At 71.4% G+C, this 21,750-nt stretch carries 22 protein-coding genes; 19 read left to right on the forward strand and 3 right to left on the reverse strand.

Annotation, left to right across the window (positions count from 1 at the left end):
* Positions 1-2: 2 nt before the first annotated feature.
* Entirely contained in the window at positions 3-704 is a 702-nt protein-coding gene (locus AB0P03_RS00165) for an HAD family phosphatase (RefSeq protein ID WP_363583916.1), read from the forward strand.
* Positions 705-1,057: 353 nt separating this feature from the next.
* Positions 1,058-2,677 carry an ABC transporter substrate-binding protein gene (locus AB0P03_RS00170; RefSeq protein ID WP_363583914.1) on the forward strand — a complete coding sequence of 540 codons (1,620 nt, stop codon included), beginning with the start codon at positions 1,058-1,060 and terminating at the stop codon, positions 2,675-2,677.
* Between the two features lie 88 nt (positions 2,678-2,765).
* On the opposite strand, the gene AB0P03_RS00175 is transcribed toward AB0P03_RS00170, so the two are convergent.
* Both AB0P03_RS00175 and AB0P03_RS00180 read right to left on the reverse strand, forming a co-directional pair.
* Complete coding sequence (locus AB0P03_RS00175) at positions 2,766-3,437, reverse strand: response regulator transcription factor (RefSeq protein WP_063346919.1); 672 nt, start codon at positions 3,435-3,437, stop codon at positions 2,766-2,768.
* Positions 3,437-4,345, reverse strand: a complete 909-nt coding sequence (locus AB0P03_RS00180; protein WP_363583912.1) for a RecB family exonuclease — start codon at positions 4,343-4,345, stop codon at positions 3,437-3,439. The genes AB0P03_RS00175 and AB0P03_RS00180 overlap by 1 nt, the downstream gene beginning before the upstream one ends.
* Positions 4,346-4,513: 168 nt before the next feature.
* Between AB0P03_RS00180 and AB0P03_RS00185 the strand changes: the two genes are divergently transcribed.
* The 3 genes from AB0P03_RS00185 (at position 4,514) to AB0P03_RS00195 (ending at position 7,470) form a co-directional block, all read left to right on the forward strand.
* On the forward strand, positions 4,514-5,734 hold the full coding sequence (locus tag AB0P03_RS00185) for a site-2 protease family protein (RefSeq protein ID WP_363583910.1): 1,221 nt from the start codon (positions 4,514-4,516) through the stop codon (positions 5,732-5,734).
* A 45-nt stretch (positions 5,735-5,779) separates the two neighbouring features.
* Entirely contained in the window at positions 5,780-6,739 is a 960-nt protein-coding gene (locus AB0P03_RS00190) for a tRNA (adenine-N1)-methyltransferase (RefSeq protein ID WP_350877994.1), read from the forward strand.
* A gap of 125 nt (positions 6,740-6,864) precedes the next feature.
* The gene (locus AB0P03_RS00195; protein WP_363583908.1) at positions 6,865-7,470 is read left to right on the forward strand and encodes a hypothetical protein; all 606 of its coding nucleotides are present in this window, start codon (positions 6,865-6,867) and stop codon (positions 7,468-7,470) included.
* Between the two features lie 13 nt (positions 7,471-7,483).
* Here AB0P03_RS00195 and AB0P03_RS00200 read toward each other — a convergent pair whose 3' ends face one another.
* A complete protein-coding gene (locus tag AB0P03_RS00200) occupies positions 7,484-7,789 on the reverse strand; it encodes a ferredoxin (RefSeq protein WP_363583906.1) in 306 nt (101 codons plus the stop codon).
* Positions 7,790-8,072: 283 nt separating this feature from the next.
* Between AB0P03_RS00200 and arc the strand changes: the two genes are divergently transcribed.
* The 14 genes from arc to tatA all read left to right on the forward strand — a co-directional run bounded on the left by arc (position 8,073) and on the right by tatA (position 21,718).
* Entirely contained in the window at positions 8,073-9,839 is a 1,767-nt protein-coding gene (gene arc, locus AB0P03_RS00205; RefSeq protein WP_363583904.1) for a proteasome ATPase, read from the forward strand.
* A gap of 230 nt (positions 9,840-10,069) precedes the next feature.
* Entirely contained in the window at positions 10,070-11,581 is a 1,512-nt protein-coding gene (dop, locus tag AB0P03_RS00210; protein ID WP_208869055.1) for a depupylase/deamidase Dop, read from the forward strand.
* Between the two features lie 174 nt (positions 11,582-11,755).
* On the forward strand, positions 11,756-11,974 hold the full coding sequence (locus tag AB0P03_RS00215) for a ubiquitin-like protein Pup (RefSeq protein ID WP_031069167.1): 219 nt from the start codon (positions 11,756-11,758) through the stop codon (positions 11,972-11,974).
* A 163-nt stretch (positions 11,975-12,137) separates the two neighbouring features.
* Entirely contained in the window at positions 12,138-12,980 is an 843-nt protein-coding gene (gene prcB, locus AB0P03_RS00220; RefSeq protein WP_363583902.1) for a proteasome subunit beta, read from the forward strand.
* A gap of 31 nt (positions 12,981-13,011) precedes the next feature.
* Complete coding sequence (gene prcA / locus AB0P03_RS00225) at positions 13,012-13,767, forward strand: proteasome subunit alpha (RefSeq protein WP_363583900.1); 756 nt, start codon at positions 13,012-13,014, stop codon at positions 13,765-13,767.
* A 121-nt stretch (positions 13,768-13,888) separates the two neighbouring features.
* Positions 13,889-15,250, forward strand: a complete 1,362-nt coding sequence (pafA, locus tag AB0P03_RS00230; protein WP_363618116.1) for a Pup--protein ligase — start codon at positions 13,889-13,891, stop codon at positions 15,248-15,250.
* Between the two features lie 136 nt (positions 15,251-15,386).
* Positions 15,387-16,373 carry an FKBP-type peptidyl-prolyl cis-trans isomerase gene (locus AB0P03_RS00235; protein WP_363583896.1) on the forward strand — a complete coding sequence of 329 codons (987 nt, stop codon included), beginning with the start codon at positions 15,387-15,389 and terminating at the stop codon, positions 16,371-16,373.
* A gap of 246 nt (positions 16,374-16,619) precedes the next feature.
* The gene (locus tag AB0P03_RS00240) at positions 16,620-17,930 is read left to right on the forward strand and encodes an FKBP-type peptidyl-prolyl cis-trans isomerase (RefSeq protein ID WP_363583894.1); all 1,311 of its coding nucleotides are present in this window, start codon (positions 16,620-16,622) and stop codon (positions 17,928-17,930) included.
* 163 nt (positions 17,931-18,093) lie between these two features.
* Positions 18,094-18,477, forward strand: a complete 384-nt coding sequence (locus AB0P03_RS00245; RefSeq protein WP_363583892.1) for an FKBP-type peptidyl-prolyl cis-trans isomerase — start codon at positions 18,094-18,096, stop codon at positions 18,475-18,477.
* A 165-nt stretch (positions 18,478-18,642) separates the two neighbouring features.
* Positions 18,643-19,635, forward strand: a complete 993-nt coding sequence (locus tag AB0P03_RS00250; RefSeq protein ID WP_363627443.1) for a WYL domain-containing protein — start codon at positions 18,643-18,645, stop codon at positions 19,633-19,635.
* Positions 19,636-19,661: 26 nt separating this feature from the next.
* Positions 19,662-20,609, forward strand: a complete 948-nt coding sequence (locus AB0P03_RS00255; RefSeq protein ID WP_363618486.1) for a WYL domain-containing protein — start codon at positions 19,662-19,664, stop codon at positions 20,607-20,609.
* 27 nt (positions 20,610-20,636) lie between these two features.
* Positions 20,637-20,843 carry a hypothetical protein gene (locus AB0P03_RS00260; RefSeq protein WP_363583890.1) on the forward strand — a complete coding sequence of 69 codons (207 nt, stop codon included), beginning with the start codon at positions 20,637-20,639 and terminating at the stop codon, positions 20,841-20,843.
* A gap of 54 nt (positions 20,844-20,897) precedes the next feature.
* On the forward strand, positions 20,898-21,074 hold the full coding sequence (locus tag AB0P03_RS00265) for a hypothetical protein (RefSeq protein ID WP_360230298.1): 177 nt from the start codon (positions 20,898-20,900) through the stop codon (positions 21,072-21,074).
* Positions 21,075-21,400: 326 nt separating this feature from the next.
* Positions 21,401-21,718, forward strand: coding sequence for a Sec-independent protein translocase subunit TatA (gene tatA / locus AB0P03_RS00270; protein WP_363583888.1), 318 nt, complete (start codon positions 21,401-21,403; stop codon positions 21,716-21,718).
* Positions 21,719-21,750 lie beyond the last annotated feature (32 nt).

The raw sequence follows: 21,750 nt of genomic DNA on the forward strand, positions 1-21,750 counted from the left end.
CCATGACCACCTCCACCGCCGCCCGGATCCTCGACCACGGGGACGGCCGCGGCCTGCAGGCGGTGCTGCTGGACATGGACGGGACGCTGGTGGACACCGAGGACTTCTGGTGGCAGGCCGAGGTCACCCTGTTCGCCGAGCTGGGCCACGCGCTGACCGACGAGGACCGGGCCCAGGTGGTCGGCGGTCCGATGACGCGGGTGATCGACTACCTGGTCGGCACCACCGGGGTGGACCTCGCCCCGGCGGACCTGACGGTGCTGATCAACCAGCGCTTCGTCGACCTGCTGGCGGGCGGCGTGCCGCTCATGCCGGGCGCCGAACGTCTCCTCAACACCCTGGCCGCACACGGGATTCCGGCCGTTCTGGTGACCGCCTCGCACCGGCACGTGGTGGACATCGTGCTGCGCTCGCTGGGCTCCCACCACTTCGCCTTCACGGTTGCCGGGGACGAGGTGCCGCGCACCAAGCCGCACCCGGACCCGTACCTGGAGGCGGCCCGGCGGCTGGGCGCGGACCCGGCCCGCTGCGTGGTGGTCGAGGACGCGCCGACCGGGGTGCGGGCGGCCGAGGCGGCGGGCTGCCCGGTCGTCGCGGTGCCCTCGGTGGCACCGATCGAGCCGGCCCCGGGGCGGCTGGTGCGCTCCTCTCTGGAGCAGGTCGATCTTGAACTGCTGCGCTCGCTGGTCGCTTCGCGGGTGTGATTGTCATCTCATTGCGAGGGTGGTCTACTCGCCGGTAAGCAGCCGGATCCAGCCACCGCCGACGGCCGCCCGGGGAGAAAAAGGGCATTGCCTGACAACTCGTCGGGTGTTTCGCGATGCCCTCAACCACCGTGTCCCAAACGTCATCTGCACGGGTATCGGTCGTGCGTGTTCGATATGGCACGCTACTCCAGTTCGTTCCCCTCCCTCGCGCCCTGCCACCGCCGACGACGGGCAACCCCGTCCCGCCCGCGGTCGTACGGGCGCCAGGCCCGCGCACGCCTTCCGCACCCGGAGCGCCCTCGACGCGGGCCGCCGGCCCCGGTCGGACCGCACCCAGAAGGACGCGCCCCGTGAAGACTTCAGCTGAACGCCTGGCAGCACTCGGCTGCGCCGGTCTTGTCGCCGTGACGGCGGCAGGCTGCGGATCGGTCACCGACGCCGTCAAGGGGGACGGCGGCAAGGCGATCGTCATGGGCACCACCCAGCTCACCGGCGTGCTGGACCCGGCCGCCGCCTACGACTCCGGCTCCTGGCTGCTGCTGCGCAACACCTTCCAGTCGCTGCTCACCTTCCCGGCCGCCTCCAGCGCCCCCTCCCCGGACGCCGCGCAGTCCTGCGAGTTCACCGCGGGCGACGCCACCCAGTACCACTGCACCATGCGGACCGGCCTGAAGTTCTCCAACGGCCACCCGCTGACCGCGGCCGACGTGGTGTTCTCGATCGAGCGCACCAAGAAGATCAACGACCAGAACGGCGCGGCCCCCCTGCTCTCCTCGATCAGGAGCGTCGAGGCCAAGGGCGACACCGAGGTGATCTTCCACCTCTCCACGCCCGACGCCACCCTGCCGGCCAAGCTGGCCGGCCCGGCCGGCGCCATCCTCGACCACCAGGCCTACCCGGCCGACAAGGTCGTCCCCAACGACAAGCTGATCGGCTCCGGCCCGTACCGCTTCGAGACGGTCGAGGTCATGGGCGGCAACGGCGACACGGCCAAGCAGCTGGGCAAGGTCGTCCTGGTGCCCAACGACAAGTACAACGGCGAGGCCAAGCTCCGGAACAGCAAGTTCACCGTCCGGTACTTCGACAAGCCCGCCGACCTGAAGGCCGCGCTGGACAAGGGCGACGTCGACCTCACCGACAACAGCCTGGACCCGAACACCGCCGCCCAGATGCACTCCGACCAGCAGGGCGGCAAGACCGACCTCCAGGTCGTCGAGGGCGACAGCAACGACACCCGCTCGCTGGTCTTCAACACCAAGGACCCGGTCGCCGGCAACGTCGCCGTCCGCCAGGCCGCCGCCCAGCTGCTCGACCGCAAGTCGCTCGCCCGCGACGTCTTCGCCCGGACCGTCCAGCCGCTGTACGCGATGGTCCCGGCCGGCGTCACCGGCCACACCACGGCCTTCTTCGACCGCTACGGCGACCAGGACAGCGGCAAGGCCAAGAAGATCCTCACCGACGCCAAGGTCCAGCTCCCGGTCAAGCTCACCCTCACCTGGTCGCGCTCGCGGGCCGGCAGCGCCGAGCCCGAGACCCTGAAGAAGCAACTGGAGGCCGGCGGCCTGTTCCAGGTGACCGTCCAGACGGAGCCGGACTGGGACAAGTACCGGGCCGGCTGGTCCGAGGGCCGCTACCAGGCGTACCTCATCGGCTGGTTCGCCGACTACCCGGACCCGGACAACTACATCGCCCCGCTGCTCATCGACGGCGGCGCCTACCACCACGGCTGGGACGACCCGAGGATCAGCCAGAAGCTGGTGCCGGACGGCCTCAAGCAGGCCGACCGCAGCGCCGCGGTGGCCGGCTACGCCCAGATCCAGCAGATCGTCGCCGAGAACGCGCCGCTCATCCCGCTGTACCAGAACAAGGGCTTCTTCGCGTCGCGTTCGTACATCATCGGCGTCGAGTCGACCATCGACACCACCGGCGTGTTCCGCTTCTGGGAGATCAGCCGCAGCGCCGGCAAGTAGACGACCGGACGACACCCCTCAACACGGCGGCCCGCCCGCCTTCCCCCAGGGTGCACGGGGAAGGCGGGCGGGCCGTCGGCTGCAGGGTCTACAGGGCGCCCGGGCGCACCAGCCCGCTCTCGTACGCGTACACCGCCGCCTGCACCCGGTCGCGCAGCTGGAGCTTGGTCAGCACATGGCCGACGTGCGTCTTCACGGTGGTCTCGCTGACGAACAGTTCGGCCGCGATCTCCGCGTTCGAGAGCCCGCGCGCCACCAGCTTCAGCACCTCCAGCTCGCGCTCGGTCAGCGCGCTCAGCGCCTGCGGCGGCGCCTCCTCGCCCGAGGGCAGCTTGGTGGCGTACATGTCCAGCAGCCGGCGGGTGATGCTCGGCGCCAGCATCGCCGCGCCGTCCGCCACCACCCGGATCGCCTGCACCAGTTCCTCCGCCGGGACGTCCTTCAGCAGGAAGCCGCTGGCGCCCGCGCGCAGCGCCTCCACCACGTACTCGTCCAGGTCGAAGGTGGTCAGCACCAGCACCTTGGCCGGGCCGTCCCGCCCGGGGCCGGCGATCCTGCGGGTCGCCTCGACGCCGTCCATCCTGGGCATCCGGATGTCCATCAGCACCACGTCGGGCTGCAGCGCCCGCACCTGGTCCAGCGCCTGCTGACCGTCGCCGGCCTCGCCGACCACGACCAGGTCGGACTCGGCCTCCAGGATCATCCGGAAACCGGTGCGCAGCAGCGGCTGGTCGTCGACCAGCAGCACTCGGATCGTCACTAGGACTCCTTGCTCATCTGATCCCCCGTGGGATCGTCTTCGTCAGACGTACGCGACAGCGGCAGCGGGTACGGCGGGGGAGTGCCGCCGAACTCCGGGCAACTGGCCTGGTGGTCGCACCAGTCGCAGAGGCGGTTGCGGGTCGCCGGGAACTCCCCGGTGGCCACCGCGTGGGTGATCCGCTCCCAGAGCGCCCGCAGCTTGCGCTCCACCGCGAGCAGGTCGGCCTCGTCCGGGTCGTAGCTGACCACGTCCCCGCCCCCGCCGAGGTAGACCAGCTGGAGCCGCTTGGGGACGACACCCTTCCAGCGCCACACCACGAGCGCGTAGAACTTCATCTGGAACATCGCCTTGCCCTCGAAGTCCCGCGAGGGCGCCCGGCCGGTCTTGTAGTCCACCAGCCGGACCTCACCGCTCGGGGCGACGTCCACCCGGTCGATGTAGCCGCGCAGCAGCAGCCCCGACTCCAGGGCCGTCTCCACGTACAGCTCGCGCTCCACCGGGTGCAGCCGGGTCGGGTCCTCCAGCCGGAACCACTGGCCGACCAGCTTCTCGGCGTCCGCCAGCCAGCGGGCGAGCGCCGCGCCGTCCGGATCGTCCGGGAACAGCGAGCCCAGCTCCGGGCGCTCGCCCAGCAGCCGCTCCCACTGCGGGCGCAGCAGGCCCAGCGCCCGCTCCGGCGTCCGATCGGTCGCGGGGCTGTCGAAGAGCCGCTCCAGCACCGCGTGCACCAGCGTGCCCCTGGTCGCCGCCGCGCTCGGCGGCTCGGGCAGCCGGTCGATCACCCGCAGCCGGTACAGCAGGGGACAGGTCAGGAAGTCCCCCGCCCGGGACGGGGACAGGCCGGTCGGGGGCGCCGCCGGGCGCGCCGGGGCCCCGGCGGCGCTGGTGGTGTCGGTCTGCTGCATGCCTCCGACCCTATTGCCCTTCGCTGTCATCCTGCTGCCACGGTGCTGCCACACCGCGCGGCACAGTGGGTATGAAGCCTGACAGAGGGCCGCACGCCACCGGAGGGCCGCGATCACGTAGCGTGGGCGCACCGGGGCACGACGGGGCAGACGACCGAAGGGATCACGGTGAGCGACAGCAGGGGGCAGCAGACCTCCGACCAGCCACCGCAGGACGACGGCGGCCGCCCGGCAGGGCGACCGCCCCGGCCGCCCGAGCGCGGCAGCGGCCTCCTGGTGGGCCGCCCCTTCGGCGTGCCCATCTACGTGACCCCCTCCTGGTTCGTCATCGCCGCGCTGATCACCTGGGTGTTCGGCGGCCAGCTCGGCGACGTCCTGCCGGACCTCGGCGCCGCCCGCTACCTGCTCGCGTTCTTCTTCGCGGTCGCCTTCTACGCCTCCGTCCTGGTGCACGAGCTCGCTCACACCCTGGTCGCGCTGCGCTACAGGCTCGGTGTACGGCGGATCCAGCTCCAGTTCTTCGGCGGCGTCTCGGAGATCGAGAACGAGGCCGAGAGCCCGTGGCGCGAGTTCTGGCTGGCCTTCGTCGGCCCGCTGCTCTCGCTGGTGCTCGGCGGCGTGTTCTACCTCGCGATGCAGGCCGTGGAGCTCTCCACGGTGCCCGGGGTGCTGCTCACCGGGCTGATGGTCTCCAACCTGGTGGTCGCCGCGTTCAACCTGCTGCCCGGCCTGCCGCTGGACGGCGGCCGGATGCTGCGCGCGGTCGTCTGGGCGATCAGCGGCAAGGCGATGACCGGCACGGTCGCCGCCGCCTGGGTCGGCCGGGCGCTGGCCGTCGCGGTGCTGGTCGGCCTGCCGCTGTTCAGCGCCGCCCGCGGGATCGAACGCACCACGACCGACACCCTGGTGGACGCGGTGCTGGCCGCCGTCCTCGCCGCGATCATCTGGAACGGCGCCACCGGGAGCCTGCGCAACGCCCGGCTCAAGGAGGTGCTGCCCGGCCTGCGGCTGCGCGAGTTCGCCCGCCGGACCGTCGAGGTCACCGCCGACACCCCGCTCGGCGAGGCGCTGCGCCGGGCCCGCGAGGCCCAGGCCGGCGCGGTCGTGGTGGTGGACGGTCGGGGCGACCCGATCGGCATCGTCCGCGAGTCCGCCGTCCGCGCGGTGCCCGAGCACCGCCGCCCGTGGGTCGCCGTCGGCCCGCTCGCCCGCGACCTCGAACCCGGCCTTCGGCTGGACGCCGACCTCGGCGGCGAGGACCTGCTGCGCGCCGTCCAGGCCACCCCGGCCGGGGAGTACCTGGTGGTCGAGGCGGACGGCCGGGTGTTCGGCGTGGCCGCGCTCACCGACATCGAGCAGCGCCTCACCGCCGCCGTCGCCGGCCGGTGATCACTCTGGTCGGGCGGACCGTCCGCTTCCCTTAGGATTGACCGCATGTCCGAACCGACCGGTGCCACCCGCCGACGCGGGCCCTTCCAGGTCGGGGACCAGGTCCAGCTGACCGACCCCAAGGGCCGCCACTACACGTTCACGCTCCAGGCCGGGAACCAGTTCCACACCCACAAGGGTGCGTTCCCGCACGACGAGCTGATCGGCGCCCCCGAGGGCACGGTCGTGCGCACCACGGGGAACGTCCCGTACCTCGCGCTGCGCCCCCTGCTCCCCGACTACGTCCTGTCCATGCCGCGCGGCGCCGCCGTGATCTACCCCAAGGACGCGGGGCAGATCCTGGCCATGGCCGACATCTTCGCCGGCGCCCGCGTCGTCGAGGCCGGTGTCGGCTCGGGCGCGCTCTCCACCTACCTGCTGCGCGCCGTCGGCGACACCGGCATGCTGGCCTCGTACGAGCGCCGGCAGGACTTCGCCGACATCGCCAAGGGCAACGTCGAGCGCTACTTCGGCGGGCCGCACCCGGCGTGGAAGCTCACCGTCGGAGACCTCCAGGACAACCTGGTCGAGGCCGACGTCGACCGCGTCATCCTCGACATGCTCGCCCCCTGGGAGTGCCTGGACGTCGCCTCCAAGGCGCTGGTCCCCGGCGGCCTGATCTGCTGCTACGTGGCCACCACCACGCAGATGTCCAAGACCGTCGAGGCACTGCGCGACCACGGCACCTTCACCGAGCCGCAGGCCTGGGAGACCATGGTCCGCACCTGGCACCTGGAGGGCCTGGCCGTCCGCCCGGACCACCGGATGATCGGCCACACCGGCTTCCTGCTCACCGCCCGCCGCCTCGCCGACGGCGTCGAGCCGCCGCTGCGCCGCCGCCGCCCGGCCAAGGGCGCGTACGGCGAGGACTACGACAACGGGGGCTCGGAGCCGAGCCTCCAGGAGCGCGCCGCGGCCCGTGCCGCCGCCCGCGCCGTCGAGACCGAGCAGCCCGACCTGGGCTGACCGGGATCGCTTCCCAGGGGTGGTACGAGCCTGCTCGTGCCACCCCTCGGCATTCCGGCCGCCGGCGTGTGGGACGATGCTCGCGCACGCAGACCAGCTCCTGGGAGCACTGGAGGGGACGCCTGGTGGAGACCGCGGTCGGGACGACGGCTGGACAGCAGACACCGCGGGGCCGCACCGGGCCCGGGCACGCGCGCACCGCCCCCTGGCACTGGGCCCTGGCCCTGGCCGGCTGCGGCGCGGTGGTGGCCGCGGCCCTCGCCGCCAGCCCCGCCACCGGCACCCCGGTGCCCGTCCACGGCACTCCCAAGGCCCTCGGGGCGAGTGCCGCCCCCGACCCGGCCAAGGCCCAACTTCCGCTCGACTGCGGCCCGTTCCCGGTCGCGACGGCCATCAGCATGCCGGCCGACCTGGGCGACGGACGGCCCGGCACGGTCGTCGCCGCGCACTGCGCGGCCGAGAACGGCACCCCGCCGGACGCCGTCTACCTGCTCGGTTTCGGCCCCGGCGACCGCCCGGTGGTGCTGGCCACGCTCCTCTCCGAGCGCGAGAACCTCACCCTCGGCCGGCTCGCGCTGCGCTCCGACGGCGCCATCACCGGCCACGCGCAGGGGTATTCGAGCGACGAGGTGCCGCGCTTCCGTCCCGACATCTCACTCGACCTCACCTGGATGCGCAAGGGCGGCGGCTGGGAACGTTCCCAGACCGCCGCCCCGGTCAGCCAGACCTGAGGGGGAGGACGCGTCAGTCCGCGTCCGGCCCGTACACCTCGACCCGGTCGGTGACCCGGCGCACGTGGATGCAGTCGCCGGGGCACTCCTTCGCCGAGTCCACCACGTCCTGAAGGATCGTCAGCGGCACCGGGGCGGTCTCCCCGGGCTGCTGGCGCAGCTCGTCGTCCGGCCCCTTCACGTAGGCGAGGCCGTCGATGTCCAGCTCGAAGACCTCGGGTGCGTACTGCACGCAGATGCCGTCGCCGGTGCACAGATCCTGGTCGATCCACACCTCCAGCTGTTCGGCCGCCGCGGCCGTCTGCTCGGTTACCGACATGGTCCCCTGCCGTTTCTGTCCCGGGTCGCCCTTTTCCGGGGCAATCCCGCCATTCGTACAACGATCGGACCCAGGCGCCCGGTCGCGATCGGATATCACTTCGCTCGACGATACATCTGGCCCGCTTTGGGTGGTGAGCGGTGGGTATCCCCTTAGCAGAGGGGAAGCACGCTGGGGCGAAGATCGGACACGCCCGTTCCATCTTTCTTGATCTAGGGGTTTACGGACCCCTGGTCCCAGGTAGGGTCTGGAAGCGTCCAGCTCCCCGGAGGAGGTGAGGACCGTGGCAGCCCACGATGACGACTACAACCGCAGCACCGGCAGGCCCGCTCGTGGTTCCGACGAGGCCGCTCAGGTCTCGTTCCTTGAGCAGGAAATCGCTGTGCTGCGCCGCAAGCTCGCCGACTCGCCGCGCAATTCGAGGATCCTCGAAGAGCGGATCGTCGAGCTCCAGACCAACCTGGCCGGAGTGTCCGCCCAGAACGAACGGCTCGCCTCCACCCTGCGAGAGGCCCGCGACCAGATCGTGGCCCTCAAGGAGGAAGTGGACCGGCTGGCACAGCCCCCGGCCGGGTTCGGCACCTTCCTCGAGGCCAACGAGGACGGCACCGCCGACATCTTCACCGGGGGGCGCAAGCTCCGCGTGAACGTCAGCCCCAACGTCGCCCTCGACGAACTGCGGCGCGGCCAGGAAGTGATGCTCAACGAGGCCCTCAACATCGTGGACGCGATGGCCTTCGAGCGCATCGGCGAGATCGTCACCCTCAAGGAGATCCTCGAGGACGGCGAACGCGCCCTGGTCGTCGGCCACACCGACGAGGAGCGGGTGGTGCGCCTCGCCGAACCGCTGCGCGAGCTCACCGTCCGGGCGGGGGACGCCCTGCTGCTGGAGCCCCGCTCCGGCTACGTGTACGAGGTCGTGCCGAAGTCCGAGGTCGAGGAGCTGGTCCTCGAAGAGGTCCCGGACATCGACTACCGCCAGATCGGCGGACTGAGCAACCAGATCGAGCTGATCCGGGACGCGGTCGAGCTGCCCTACCTGCACGCCGACCTCTTCAAGGAGTACGAGCTGCGTCCGCCCAAGGGCGTGCTGCTCTACGGCCCGCCCGGCTGCGGCAAGACGCTGATCGCCAAGGCGGTCGCCAACTCGCTGGCCAAGAAGGTCGCCGAGGTCACCGGACGCCCCCAGGGGAAGAGCTACTTCCTCAACATCAAGGGCCCCGAACTGCTCAACAAGTACGTGGGCGAGACCGAGCGGCAGATCCGCCTGGTCTTCCAGCGGGCCCGGGAGAAGGCGAGCGAGGGCACGCCCGTCATCGTCTTCTTCGACGAGATGGAGTCGCTGTTCCGCACCCGCGGTTCCGGCGTCAGCTCGGACGTGGAGAACACCATCGTCCCGCAGCTGCTCGCCGAGATCGACGGTGTGGAGGGCCTGGAGAACGTCATCGTCATCGGCGCCTCGAACCGCGAGGACATGATCGACCCGGCGATCCTGCGGCCCGGCCGCCTGGACGTCAAGATCAAGATCGAGCGCCCGGACGCCGAGGCCGCGAAGGACATCTTCTCCAAGTACCTCAAGGAGTCGCTGCCGTTCCACCCGGACGACCTCAAGGAGCACGACGGCTCCCTGGGCACCACGGTGGCCGCGATGATCCAGTCGGTCGTGGAGCGGATGTACTCCGAGACCGAGGAGAACCGCTTCCTGGAGGTCACCTACGCCAACGGTGACAAGGAGGTCCTGTACTTCAAGGACTTCAACTCCGGCGCCATGATCCAGAACATCGTCGACCGCGCGAAGAAGATGGCCATCAAGGACTTCCTCGACCACGGTCAGCGCGGTCTGCGCGTCTCCCACCTGCTCGCCGCCTGCGTGGACGAGTTCAAGGAGAACGAGGACCTGCCGAACACCACCAACCCGGACGACTGGGCCCGCATCTCCGGCAAGAAGGGCGAGCGGATCGTCTTCATCCGCACGCTGGTCACCGGCAAGCAGGGCGCCGAGTCCGGCCGCTCGATCGACACTGTCGCCAACACGGGGCAGTACCTGTAAGCACGCGGTGAGACCGGGCCGCCCGGCGGTCCCCGGAACAGCACGCACCCCGTCCGGCTGTGGCGCCTCGCGGCCCCGCAGCCGGACGGCGCGTCTCGGGGTCCGCCCGTCGGCGCCGGGTTCTAGGCTCGACCCACCGATCGCGGGCAGAACGCCGGCGCCGGTGTTGTTCAGCGGTACGTCGGCGTGCTCCGCCCGTGGGGGGCGGCGCACCGGGCAAGGAGGGCCGCATGACCGTACGGCGCGTGATGGGCATCGAGACCGAGTACGGGATCTCCGTGCCCGGGCACCCCAACGCCAACGCCATGCTCACCTCGTCCCAGATCGTCAACGCGTACGCGGCGGCGATGCACCGGGCGCGGCGGGCCCGCTGGGACTTCGAGGAGGAGAACCCGCTGCGTGACGCCCGGGGCTTCGACCTGGCGCGCGAGGTGGCGGACGCCAGCCAGCTGACCGACGAGGACATCGGCCTGGCCAACGTCATCCTCACCAACGGGGCCCGGTTCTACGTGGACCACGCGCACCCCGAGTACAGCTCGCCCGAGGTCACCAACCCGCGCGACGCCGTGCTCTGGGACAAGGCCGGCGAGCGGATCATGGCCGCCGCCGCGCAGCGCGCGCTGGAACTGCCCAACGGGCAGAACATCCACCTGTACAAGAACAACACCGACAACAAGGGCGCCTCCTACGGCACCCACGAGAACTACCTGATGAAGCGGGCGACGCCGTTCGCCGACATCGTCCGCCACCTCACCCCGTTCTTCGTCTCCCGCCAGGTGGTCACCGGTGCCGGCCGGGTCGGCATCGGCCAGGACGGCTCGACGCACGGCTTCCAGATCAGCCAGCGGGCCGACTACTTCGAGGTCGAGGTCGGCCTGGAGACCACGCTCAAGCGCCCGATCATCAACACCCGGGACGAACCGCACGCCGACGCGGAGAAGTACCGCCGGCTGCACGTGATCATCGGGGACGCCAACCTCTCCGAGATCTCCACCTACCTCAAGCTGGGCACCACCTCACTGGTCCTGTCGATGATCGAGGACTCCTTCATCGCCTCCGACCTCGCCGTCGACCAGCCGGTGCGCACCCTGCACCGGGTCTCCCACGACCCCACGCTCAAGCACCTGATCACCCTGCGCAACGGGCGCAAACTCACCGCCGTCCAGCTCCAGCTGGAGTACTTCGAGCTGGCCCGCAAGTACGTCGAGGACCGCTTCGGCACCGACGCGGACGAGCAGACACTGGACGTGCTGGCCCGCTGGGAGGACGTCCTCGGGCGGCTGGAGCGCGATCCGATGTCGCTCTCCAGGCAACTGGACTGGATCGCCAAGCGGGAGATCCTGGAGGGCTACCGCAGCCGGGACGCCCTGGGGTGGGAGAACCCGCGGCTGCACCTGGTCGACCTCCAGTACAGCGACGTGCGGCCCGACAAGGGCCTCTACAACCGGCTGGTGGCCCGCGGCCGGTTCGAGCGGCTGGTGACCGAGGCGGAGGTCGAGCGGGCCGTCTCCAAGCCCCCGGAGGACACCCGGGCGTACTTCCGCGGGCGCTGCCTGGAGCAGTACGCCGACCACGTCGCCGCGGCCTCCTGGGACTCGGTGATCTTCGACCTGCCGGGCCGGGACTCGTTGCAGCGGGTGCCCACGCTGGAGCCGCTGCGGGGCACCCGCAACCACGTCAAGGAGCTGCTGGACCGCTGTCGCACCGCGGAGGACCTGCTACGGGTCCTCTCCGGCGGGTAACTTTTCGATCACCATGGGTGAACGTCCGCCGAATGGGAATCATCCGGGGTGGCAGCGGGTGTTGGACAGGAAGCGCCACCGGCAAACCGGGAGCGGCAGTCGCACCTTGTGTATAGGGTCGGTGCAGCAAGCAACGACCAAACCGTGCCAGAAGAATCGAGCGGGGTGAGGGAAATGGCGAGCAAGGACACCGGCGGCGGCCAGCAGCGGGCGAACCGCTCCTCCGAGGAGGTCGAGGAGCAGGCCGCGGAAACCCAGAATTCCGACGACCTCAAGGAACGCCAGGAAAAGCTGAGCGACGACGTCGACGCGGTGCTGGACGAAATCGACGAGGTCCTGGAGTCGAATGCGGAAGATTTCGTCCGCGGATTCGTGCAGAAGGGCGGGCAATAGCCCGTCCCCGGTATTCGGGAATTCACGGTCGTGACCGTCGAGGGCGGTCGGGCGGCGAGGGCCGCCCGGCCGTCCGGCACCGGCCCCCTGCGCGCGTGGACAGTGATCGTCGGGCGGGTAGGGTGCGGGCAACGCGAGCTTCAAGCTACCTGGAAGGAATCGTGTGGAAGCCAACACTCGTGGCACCGGGCGTCTACCGGCTGCCTTCCTGACCCCGGGGTCCTCCTCCTTCGTGGACTTCCTCGCCGAGCACCGGCCGGAGCTGATCCCCGGCCACCGCGGGCTCCCCGCGGGGGCCGTGGTCGACGCCCCGCACGGGACCACCATCGTGGCCGCGGTGTTCGACGGCGGCGTGGTGATCGCCGGTGACCGCCGGGCGACGATGGGCAACGTGATCGCCCAGCGCGACATGGAGAAGGTGTTCCCGGCCGACGAGTACAGCGCGGTCGGCATCGCCGGCACCGCAGGCCTCGCCATCGAGATGGTCCGGCTGTTCCAACTGGAGCTGGAGCACTACGAGAAGATCGAGGGCGCGGTGCTCTCGCTGGAGGGCAAGGCCAACCGGCTCACCGCGATGATCCGGGGCAACCTGGGCATGGCGATGCAGGGCCTGGCGGTCGTCCCGCTGTTCGCCGGCTACGACCTGGACCTCGGCCGCGGCCGGATCTTCAACTACGACGTCACCGGCGGGCGTTCCGAGGAGCGCGGCTTCGCCGCCACCGGCTCGGGCTCGGTCTTCGCCCGCGGCTCGATGAAGAAGCTCTACCGCGACGGCCTGACGGCCGACCAGGCCGCCATGCTCGTCGTCCAGGCGCTGTACGACGCGGCCGACGACGACTCCGCCACCGGCGGCCCCGACCTCGCCCGCAAGATCTTCCCGATCGTCTCGCTGATCACCGAGGACGGCTTCCGCCGGCTCACCGACGCGGAGGTCACCGAGATCGCGGTCGCGATCACCGACGAGCGCCGCTCGCACCCCAACGGCCCGCAGGCCCCGCTGCTCTAGCCATCACCTCTCAGGAAAGGGACGACCGCCGGTGTCGACACCGTTCTACGTCTCGCCCCAGCAGGCCATGGCGGACCGCGCGGAGTACGCCCGCAAGGGCATCGCGCGCGGCCGCAGCGTGGTCGTGCTCACCTACGCCGACGGCATCGTCTTCGTCGCGGAGAACACCTCCAGAGCGCTTCACAAGGTCTCCGAGATCTACGACAAGATCGCCTTCGCGGCGGTCGGCCGCTACAACGAGTTCGAGAACCTGCGCATCGGCGGCGTCCGCTACGCCGACCTGCGCGGCTACTCCTACGACCGGGCCGACGTCACCGCCCGGGGCCTGGCCAACGTCTACGCCCAGACGCTCGGCACCATCTTCTCCTCGGTCGGCGAGAAGCCCTACGAGGTCGAGCTGATCGTGGCCGAGGTCGGCCGCACCGCGGACGAGGACCAGATCTACCGCCTCACCCCGGACGGCTCGATCGTCGACGAGAAGAACTACGTCGTGGTCGGCGGCAACGCCGACTCGATCGGCAACTACCTGGGCCAGCGCCACCGGGCCGGGATGAGCCTCACCGAGGTGGTCCGGGCCGCCGTGGACTCGCTCGCCCGCGACCCCAACGGCGGCAGCCCGCGCGCCCTCACCCCGGAGCAGCTGGAGGTGGCCGTCCTCGACCGCCAGCGGTTCCAGCAGCGCAAGTTCAAGCGCATCCTGGGCAACCAGCTCGCCCGGCTGCTCGACGGCGACCAGTCCGCCGAGTCGGACGACGAGGACGACCCGGCGGACACCGCGCCGGAGTAGCAGTGCCTGCGGAGTCCCGTACGGCGGCCGGACGGAGGCCGTACGGGACTCCGGTGCCCCTGCGGCGGCCCAGTCGTCGTGGAGGCGGTTTCGGACAGCTCCGACACAGAATGGAGTGCTCATGGACCGCCGGATTTTCGGGCTGGAGAACGAGTACGGCGTGACCTGCACGTTCCGCGGGCAGCGCAGGCTGTCGCCGGACGAGGTGGCGCGGTACTTGTTCCGCCGGGTCGTCTCCTGGGGCCGCAGCAGCAACGTCTTCCTGCGCAACGGCGCCCGGCTGTACCTCGACGTCGGCTCCCACCCCGAGTACGCCACCCCCGAGTGCGACGACGTGGTCGAGCTGGTGACGCACGACAAGGCGGGCGAGCGGATCCTCGAAGGGCTCCTGGTCGACGCCGAGCGGCGGCTGCACGAGGAGGGCATCGCGGGGGACGTCTACCTGTTCAAGAACAACACCGACTCGGCCGGCAACTCCTACGGCTGCCACGAGAACTACCTGGTGGCCCGGCACGGCGAGTTCTCCCGGCTGGCCGACGTGCTGATCCCCTTCCTGGTGACCCGCCAGCTGATCTGCGGCGCCGGCAAGGTGCTGCAGACCCCGCGCGGCGCGGTCTACTGCGTCAGCCAGCGCGCCGAGCACATCTGGGAGGGCGTCAGCTCCGCCACCACCCGCTCCCGCCCGATCATCAACACCCGCGACGAGCCGCACGCGGACGCCGAGCGCTACCGCCGGCTGCACGTGATCGTCGGCGACTCCAACATGTCGGAGACCACGACGCTGCTCAAGGTCGGCGCCACCGACCTGGTGCTGCGGCTGATCGAGGCCGGCGTGGTGATGCGCGACCTCACCCTGGAGAACCCGATCCGGGCGATCCGCGAGGTCAGCCACGACCTCACCGGCACCCACCAGGTGCGGCTCGCCAACGGGCGCGAGGCCAGCGCGCTGGACATCCAGGAGGAGTACTACACCAAGGCGCTGGAGTTCGCCGACCGCAAGGGCATCAACACCGGCACCATCGGCCGGGTGCTCGAACTGTGGGGCCGGACCCTGGAGGCCGTCCGCACCGAGAACCTGGACGAGGTGGCCACCGAGATCGACTGGATCATGAAGTACAAGCTCATCGAGCGCTACCGCGAGAAGCACCAGATGAGCATGTCCAACCCGCGGGTGGCCCAGATCGACCTGGCGTACCACGACATCCACCGCCGGCGCGGCCTGTTCTACCTGCTCCAGGGCAAGGGCCAGGCGAAGCGGGTGACCACCGACCTCAAGACCTTCGAGGCCAAGTCCATCCCGCCGCAGACCACCCGGGCCCGGCTGCGCGGGGACTTCATCCGCCGGGCGCAGGAGCAGCGCCGGGACTTCACGGTGGACTGGGTGCACCTGAAGCTGAACGACCAGGCGCAGCGCACGGTGCTCTGCAAGGACCCGTTCCGCTCGGTGGACGAGCGGGTGGAGAAGCTGATCGCCGGGATGTGAGCCCCGCAGGGGATCCCAGGTTTGTGATCAAGGCGGTGTCCGGCCCCGGTGGTGTCTACCGGGGCCGGACGCCGTCCGGGCATACGCTGTCCGTCGAAGTCAGGAGAGCCGACCTCGATCGACAGTTAGGACCACCGTGCGCCGCACCGCCGGTTTGCTACTCACCCTGCCCCTGCTGCTGGCGGTCGCCTGCAGCAGTTCGCCCAAGGCGGCCGGCCCGGCGACTCCGTCCGCGGCGAGCGCGCCTCCGACGGTGCCCGCACCGGTCGGCGAGGCGTCGCCGATGCCCACGCTCTCGGAGGGCGGTTTCGGCAGCAAGGCCACCATCACCCTCCCGGAGGGCCAGCCCGGCGGCCAGTTCGTGGTGAACACCGTCAGCGAGGGCGAGCGGTCGACGGTCAACAAGGGCGACTGGGTGACGGTCAACTACACGGCGAAGGACTGGACCACCGGCAAGGACCTGCCCAGCTCGTACGACCCGAGCGGGAAGCCGCAGCTCTACCAGGCCGGCAGCGGACAGCTCGTGCCGGCGCTGGACCAGAGCGTGATCGGCAAGAAGGTCGGCAGCCGGCTGCTGGTGGTCGCCCCGCCGGCGGCGGCCTTCGGCGAGCAGGGCAGCACCCAGCTCGGCGTCAACAAGGGCGACACCGTGGTGTTCGTCCTGGACATCATGGAGAGCCTGCCGCAGGACTCCACGCTGACCGGCGCCATGACCCCGCCGCCGGCGACGATGCCGCAGGTCAAGGACAACGGCAAGGCCCCGGTGACGATCACCGTGCCGACCGGGCAGGCCGCGCCCACCGACCTGGAGCAGGCGGTGCTGATCAAGGGCGAGGGCAAGCAGGTCAAGAGCGGGCAGACCCTGGTGGTGCAGTACACCGGGGTGCTCTGGAACAACGGCCAGCAGTTCGACTCCTCCTGGACGCACGGGGGCGCGCAGGCGGTGCAGATCGGCACCGGCAGCGTGATCGAGGGCTGGGACAAGGCGCTGGTCGGCCAGACCGTCGGCAGCCGGATCCTGCTCGTGGTGCCGCCCGGGCTCGGCTACAAGGACCAGGCGCAGGGCTCGGTGCCGCCCAACTCGACGCTGGTCTTCGTGATCGACGTTCTGGAAGCGGTTTAGGGAAGCGGCTCAGGGAAGCGGTTTAGGGCGGACACGCTCTAGGAAGTCCCCCCTGGGATTCCGTACGCTTGGGCGGACGCTCGTACAACGAAGCGTCCGCCCTCATCCTGAGCTGTCATACTGCCCTCGCACTGTGGCAGGCGCCGCCCGGCGTCGAGGTCCGGGGCGGACGGTGCGACGGCAGACCGGCAGTCAGCACGCCGGTCGCAGACCTGGAAGACCTCGTGGCGAGATGGATGGGGAGTCATGACTGAGAAGACGCCGAGCCCGGGCGGGGCCGGCACCGCGGCGAACGACAGCTCTGCGGGTGACCCGGCCGCCTCGCGTCCCGGCGGCCCGCTCCCGGGGGACGGCGAGTCGATCGTCGTCCCGCCGTCGATCCTGAAGCAGCAGGCCGGCTGGGCGCAGCCCGGCGAGCAGCCGCGCGCCTCGGGCGGGACCAAGACGGACGACACCCCGCAGATCTTCGCCTCCACCGTGCGTCGGGGCGACACCTCGGAGGCCGGGTACGACGAGAACCCGCCCGGGGTGGGCCGGCTGGGCGTGATCCTCGGCACGGTGCTGGCCGTGCTGCTGGCCGGCAGTGCCGTGACGCTGTACCTGGTGAACAAGGACGGCAAGTCGGACACCGCCGCCAAGCCGGACGCCGCCAAGAGCGCGCCGCCCACGCCGACCGCCGACCCGGTGCCGCCGATCAAGGACAGCGCCAAGGTGCTGCCCACCGTCACCGGTGACTTCGGCAAGAAGGCCGAGATCCAGGTGCCGGGCGAGGCCTCCGACGGCTCCTTCGTGGTGAAGGTGCTGACCGAGGGCACCGGCCCCAAGGTGGACAAGAACTCCTGGACCTCGGTGGACTACACCGCCAAGGACTGGACCACCGGCAAGGACATCCCGAGCTCGTACGACAACAACGGCAAGCCGCAGATCTTCCAGGCCGGCACCGACGCGCTGATCCCGGCGCTGGACCAGGCCGTGGTCGGGAAGAAGGCCGGCAGCCGGGTCCTCGTGGTGGCCCCGCCGGCCGCCGCGTTCGGCTCCCAGGGCAAGGCCGACATGTCGATCGGGGCGAAGGACGACCTGATCTTCGTGATCGACATCCGCAACGCCAACGCGCCCGACGCCGTGGTGAGCGGCACCGTCACGCCGCCGCCCGCGGACTTCCCGCAGGTCAAGGACAACGGCAAGAAGCCGGCCGAGATCACCCCGGTGGCCGGCGCGAAGGACCCGACCGAGCTGAAGTCGCACGTCCTGATCAAGGGCACCGGGCCGGCGGTGGAGAAGGGCGAGAAGGTCGTCGTCCAGTACACCGGCGCGCTGTTCAAGGACGGCAAGATGTTCGACTCCTCGCTCAGCAAGGGCCAGGCGTTCTCCTTCCCGGTCGGCGGTGGCCAGGTCATCCAGGGCTGGGACCAGGGGCTGGTGGGCCAGACCGTCGGCAGCCGGGTGGAGCTGGTGATCCCGGCCGCGCTGGCCTACGGCGACAAGGGCCAGGGCGACATCCCGCCTGGCGCGCCGCTGGTCTTCGTGGTGGACATCCTGGACGCCGGTCAGGGCTGATCCACTTTCGGGTGACAATGGTGTGCGTGTGACCTTCAGGTCCGGCCGCGTGGCCGGACCACCCCGGGCGGTGGGCGCCCGTACCGTGGTCCGGGAACGGACCGGGGGTGCGGGCGCCCGCCGCTTGGTCGTGACTGCAATGCGAAACGTGAGAAGAGGGACTGTGAGCGTCAACCTCAACGAGAAGCCCGAGATCGACTTCCCGATCGGCGACGCCCCGGCGGACCTGCAGATCCGCGACATCGTCGTCGGTGACGGCGAGGAGGCCAAGCCGGGCCACAACGTCAAGGTCCGCTACGTCGGCGTGACCTTCGAGACCGGCGAGGAGTTCGATGCGAGCTGGAACCGGACCCCGAACGAGTTCCGCTTCCCGCTGGGCGGCGGCCGCGTCATCAAGGGCTGGGACCAGGGCGTCGTCGGCATGAAGGTCGGCGGTCGCCGCGAGCTGACCATCCCGTCGCACCTGGCGTACGGCAACCAGTCGCCGACCCCGCTGATCCCGGCGGGCTCGACCCTGATCTTCGTGGTCGACCTGCTGGGCGTCTGAGCCTGCCGCGGCCGTGGGCCGGACCCCTCCGGGGGCCCGGCCCACGGGCGTTTCGGGAGGCCGCTTTTGCCGTGCGTACCGCTACCGGTACGGTCGGTCCCGCCGGGTGGTGATCGCCCGGTTGGCGCACCCCGCGCACGGCGCGGCACACCGGAAGGGTCAGCGATGGCGATCGCCAAGGCAGAGCGGCTGATGAATCTCGCCCTGTGCCTGATGAACACCAGACGTCCGCTCTCCAAGAAGGAGCTGCGGGAATCCATCGAGGCGTACCGCGAGGCCTGGCAGAACAGCAGCGAGGACGCCTTCAACCGGATGTTCGAGCGGGACAAGGACGACCTGCGCGAACTCGGCCTGGTGATCGACGTCGACGAGAGCGCCCTGGACGGCGAGCTCGGCTACCTGGCCCGCGCCGACCGCAACCGGCTGCCCGAGATCGCGCTGGACGCCGAGGAGGCGGCCGCGCTGACCCTGGCCGCCCGGGTCTGGCAGCAGGCCAAGATGTCCGGCGCGGCCAGCGGCGCGCTGCAGAAGCTGCGCGCCGCCGGGGTGCCGTTCGCCGAGCCCGAGGGCCGGACCGCCCTGGAGCCGCGCATCCCCGCCCGGGAGGCCGCGTTCGAGCCGCTGCTCACCGCCGCCCGGGACCGCCGTCCGGTCGGCTTCGAGTACCGCAAGGCCGGCGCCGCCGCCGGCGAGCTGCGCACCGTCGAGCCGTGGGCGCTGGAGTGCTGGCGCGGGCACTGGTACCTGGCCGGGTGGGACCGCGACCGCGGCGACGCCCGGGTGTTCCGGCTCGGCCGGATCACCGGCAAGGTCCGGGCCAGGACCGGCGCCTTCCTCGGCACCGTGCCCGAGCACGTCGACGTCCGCGCGACCGTCGCCAAGTTCGCGGGCGAGGGCGCCACCGCCACCGCCACCGTCCGGGTCCGCCGGGGAGCGGGCTTCCCGCTGCGCACCAAGGCGCTGAGCAGCGCGCGGGTGGACGACGGCTGGGACGAGCTGGAGATCCCGTACGGCAACGGGCTGGGCGCCGACCTCGCCGAGTTCGGGCCGGACGTGCTGGTGCTCGGGCCCGAGGAGCTGCGGGCCGACGTGATCGACCGGCTGCGGGCCGTGGCCGGGCTGGACGTGGTGAACGGAAGCGGAGGGGTTCAGGCGTGAGCAACGCGATCGACCAGACGCGGCGGATGCTGTCGCTGGTCACCTACCTGCGCGAGCGCCCCGGCGCCGAGGTGGCCGAGGTGGCCCGCGCGTTCGGGATCTCCGAGCGCGAGCTGATCGGGGACCTCAACGTGCTGCCGATGTGCGGCACCAGCTTCCGCGGCGGCGACCTGCTCGACATCGACACCGACGGCGAGCGGATCTGGTGGCACAACGTCGACGACGTGGCCCAGCCGCTGCGCCTCGCCGCCGACGAGGCCACCGCGCTGCTGGTCGCCGCCCGTGCGGTGGCCGGGCTGCCCGGCCTGCGGGCCGGCGACCGGGAGGCGCTCACCCGGGCCGTCGTCAAGATCGAGAACGCGGCGGGCGAGAGCGCCGCCGGCAGCGCCCGGGTCGGCGTGACCTTCGAGGCGGAGGGCCACGTGTTCGCCGACATCGACCGCGCGCTCAGCGAGGGGCGCCGCCTGTGGCTGCGCTACTACTCGCACGGGCGCGGCGGGATGACCGAGCGCGAGGTCGACCCGATCCGGCTGCTCACCGAGGGCCACACCTACCTCGAGGCCTGGTGCCGCACCTCCGAGGACCACCGGATGTTCCGGTTGGACCGGGTCGCCGAGATCCGGGTGCTGGACGTCCCCGCCGACCCGCCGCGGCGCGAGCCGCGCGACCTGAGCGGCGGGCTGGTCAACCCGTCCGCGGACGACCCCGAGGTGGTCGTCGAGGTCACCTCCGGCGGGCGCTGGGTGGCCGAGTACTACACCCACGACCGGGCCGAGGAACTGCCCGACGGCGGGCTGCGGATCACCCTGCGCAGCGCCGATCCCTCCCAGCTGCGCCCGCTGGCGCTGCGGCTGGGCCGGGACGGCCGGATCGTCTCGCCGCCCGGGCTGGCCGGGCAGGCCCGCGCGGCCGCCCTGGAGGCGCTGGCCGCTTACGGGGAGCAGACCGTCGCCGACGGGGAGGGGCGGGTCTGATCGGTGGAGCCCGGGACCAGATTCAAGGTGTACTGCTCCGAGTGCCGGGAGAAGGTCGAGCTCCCGGCGGAGGAGTTCCGGCTGACCCTCGGTCGCACCCCGGCCCAGGCGCACTACAGCTTCGGCTGCCCGCTCTGCGGGGCGGCGGTGCGCAAGCCGGCCGGGGAGAAGATCGTCGCGGCGCTCGTCGGGGCCGGGGTGCGCACCATGCGGCTCGTCCCGGCCGAGGGGTAGCGGGCGCTCTCCTCCGGACCAGGCCGGGGGGCCGGGCCCGATAGAGTGGGGCGCATGTCCTGGATGCTCGTCGCCGCCGTCCTGCTCGCCACCGCGGGCCTGCTGGTCCTCGGGGTGCTCGCGATCCGGCTCTGGCTGGACGTGCGGGCGCTGGCCAAGGGCGTGGACGCGGCCTCGCGGGCGCTGGCCGAGGCGGCGGGGGAGCTGGCGGAGGCCGTACCGGCTCGGTAGGGCCGTCCGTGGCGCCCTTCCGGTGGCGCCCGCCGGGCAGGCCGTCCGGTAGCGCCTGTCCGGTAGCGCCTGTCCGGTAGCGCCTGTCCGGTAGCGCCCGTCCGGTAGCGCCCGTTCGGTAGCACAGGAGGGCCGTCGGTGGTACGGGGGCTGCTGCGGGGAGGCGGGGGCGGGTTACGCTCTCAGATGGCTCCTGCAGATGGCTCCTGAACTGCGAACCGGGGCCGCTGTCCTGTTCGGGCGGCCGTCGTCGTGGCGTCATCCGCAGCGGTTACCATCCGCGGCGGGGGGCCCGACGGGTCGCCATGAGTGAAGGTGGTCGCGCAATGCGCATCTCGATGACCGCGATCGTGGTGGTCGTGATTTTCGCCGTCCTGCTGTTCGGCGCCAAGCGGCTGCCCGACCTGGCTCGCTCGCTCGGGCAGTCGATGCGGATCCTGAAGAGCGAGGCCAAGGCCATGCGCTCGGACGGCGCCGAGGAGGACGCCGCCGCGACGCCGCCTCCGGCGCCCCGGGTCGACGGCGGTTCGGCGACGACCGCGGCCAGGACCATCCAGGCCGCTCCGGGTGCCTCGGGCACCGCCCGCCCGGTGGCCGAGCCCGCCGCCGGGCCGTCCGCGGCCGACGGCGACCGCCCGCACTGAGTGCGGCGCACGTGACGAACGCGACCACGGAG

Origin of the sequence: Kitasatospora sp. NPDC088779 (genome assembly GCF_040685395.1) — a bacterium.
Classification (GTDB): Bacteria; Actinomycetota; Actinomycetes; order Streptomycetales; family Streptomycetaceae; genus Kitasatospora.

Excerpts from the sequence above, each read along its gene's own strand:
- AB0P03_RS00165 (WP_363583916.1), top strand. The coding sequence starts at position 3 with ATGACCACCTCCACCGCCGCCCGGATCCTCGACCACGGGGACGGCCGC.
- AB0P03_RS00190 (WP_350877994.1), top strand. The coding sequence starts at position 5,780 with ATGTCCGAACCGACCGGTGCCACCCGCCGACGCGGGCCCTTCCAGGTC.
- AB0P03_RS00255 (WP_363618486.1), top strand. The coding sequence starts at position 19,662 with ATGCTGTCGCTGGTCACCTACCTGCGCGAGCGCCCCGGCGCCGAGGTG.
- AB0P03_RS00180 (WP_363583912.1), bottom strand. The coding sequence starts at position 4,345 with ATGCAGCAGACCGACACCACCAGCGCCGCCGGGGCCCCGGCGCGCCCG.
- tatA (WP_363583888.1), top strand. The coding sequence starts at position 21,401 with ATGCGCATCTCGATGACCGCGATCGTGGTGGTCGTGATTTTCGCCGTC.
- pafA (WP_363618116.1), top strand. The coding sequence starts at position 13,889 with ATGGACCGCCGGATTTTCGGGCTGGAGAACGAGTACGGCGTGACCTGC.
- AB0P03_RS00240 (WP_363583894.1), top strand. The coding sequence starts at position 16,620 with ATGACTGAGAAGACGCCGAGCCCGGGCGGGGCCGGCACCGCGGCGAAC.
- AB0P03_RS00250 (WP_363627443.1), top strand. The coding sequence starts at position 18,643 with ATGGCGATCGCCAAGGCAGAGCGGCTGATGAATCTCGCCCTGTGCCTG.
- AB0P03_RS00215 (WP_031069167.1), top strand. The coding sequence starts at position 11,756 with ATGGCGAGCAAGGACACCGGCGGCGGCCAGCAGCGGGCGAACCGCTCC.
- AB0P03_RS00265 (WP_360230298.1), top strand. The coding sequence starts at position 20,898 with ATGTCCTGGATGCTCGTCGCCGCCGTCCTGCTCGCCACCGCGGGCCTG.
- dop (WP_208869055.1), top strand. The coding sequence starts at position 10,070 with ATGACCGTACGGCGCGTGATGGGCATCGAGACCGAGTACGGGATCTCC.
- AB0P03_RS00200 (WP_363583906.1), bottom strand. The coding sequence starts at position 7,789 with ATGTCGGTAACCGAGCAGACGGCCGCGGCGGCCGAACAGCTGGAGGTG.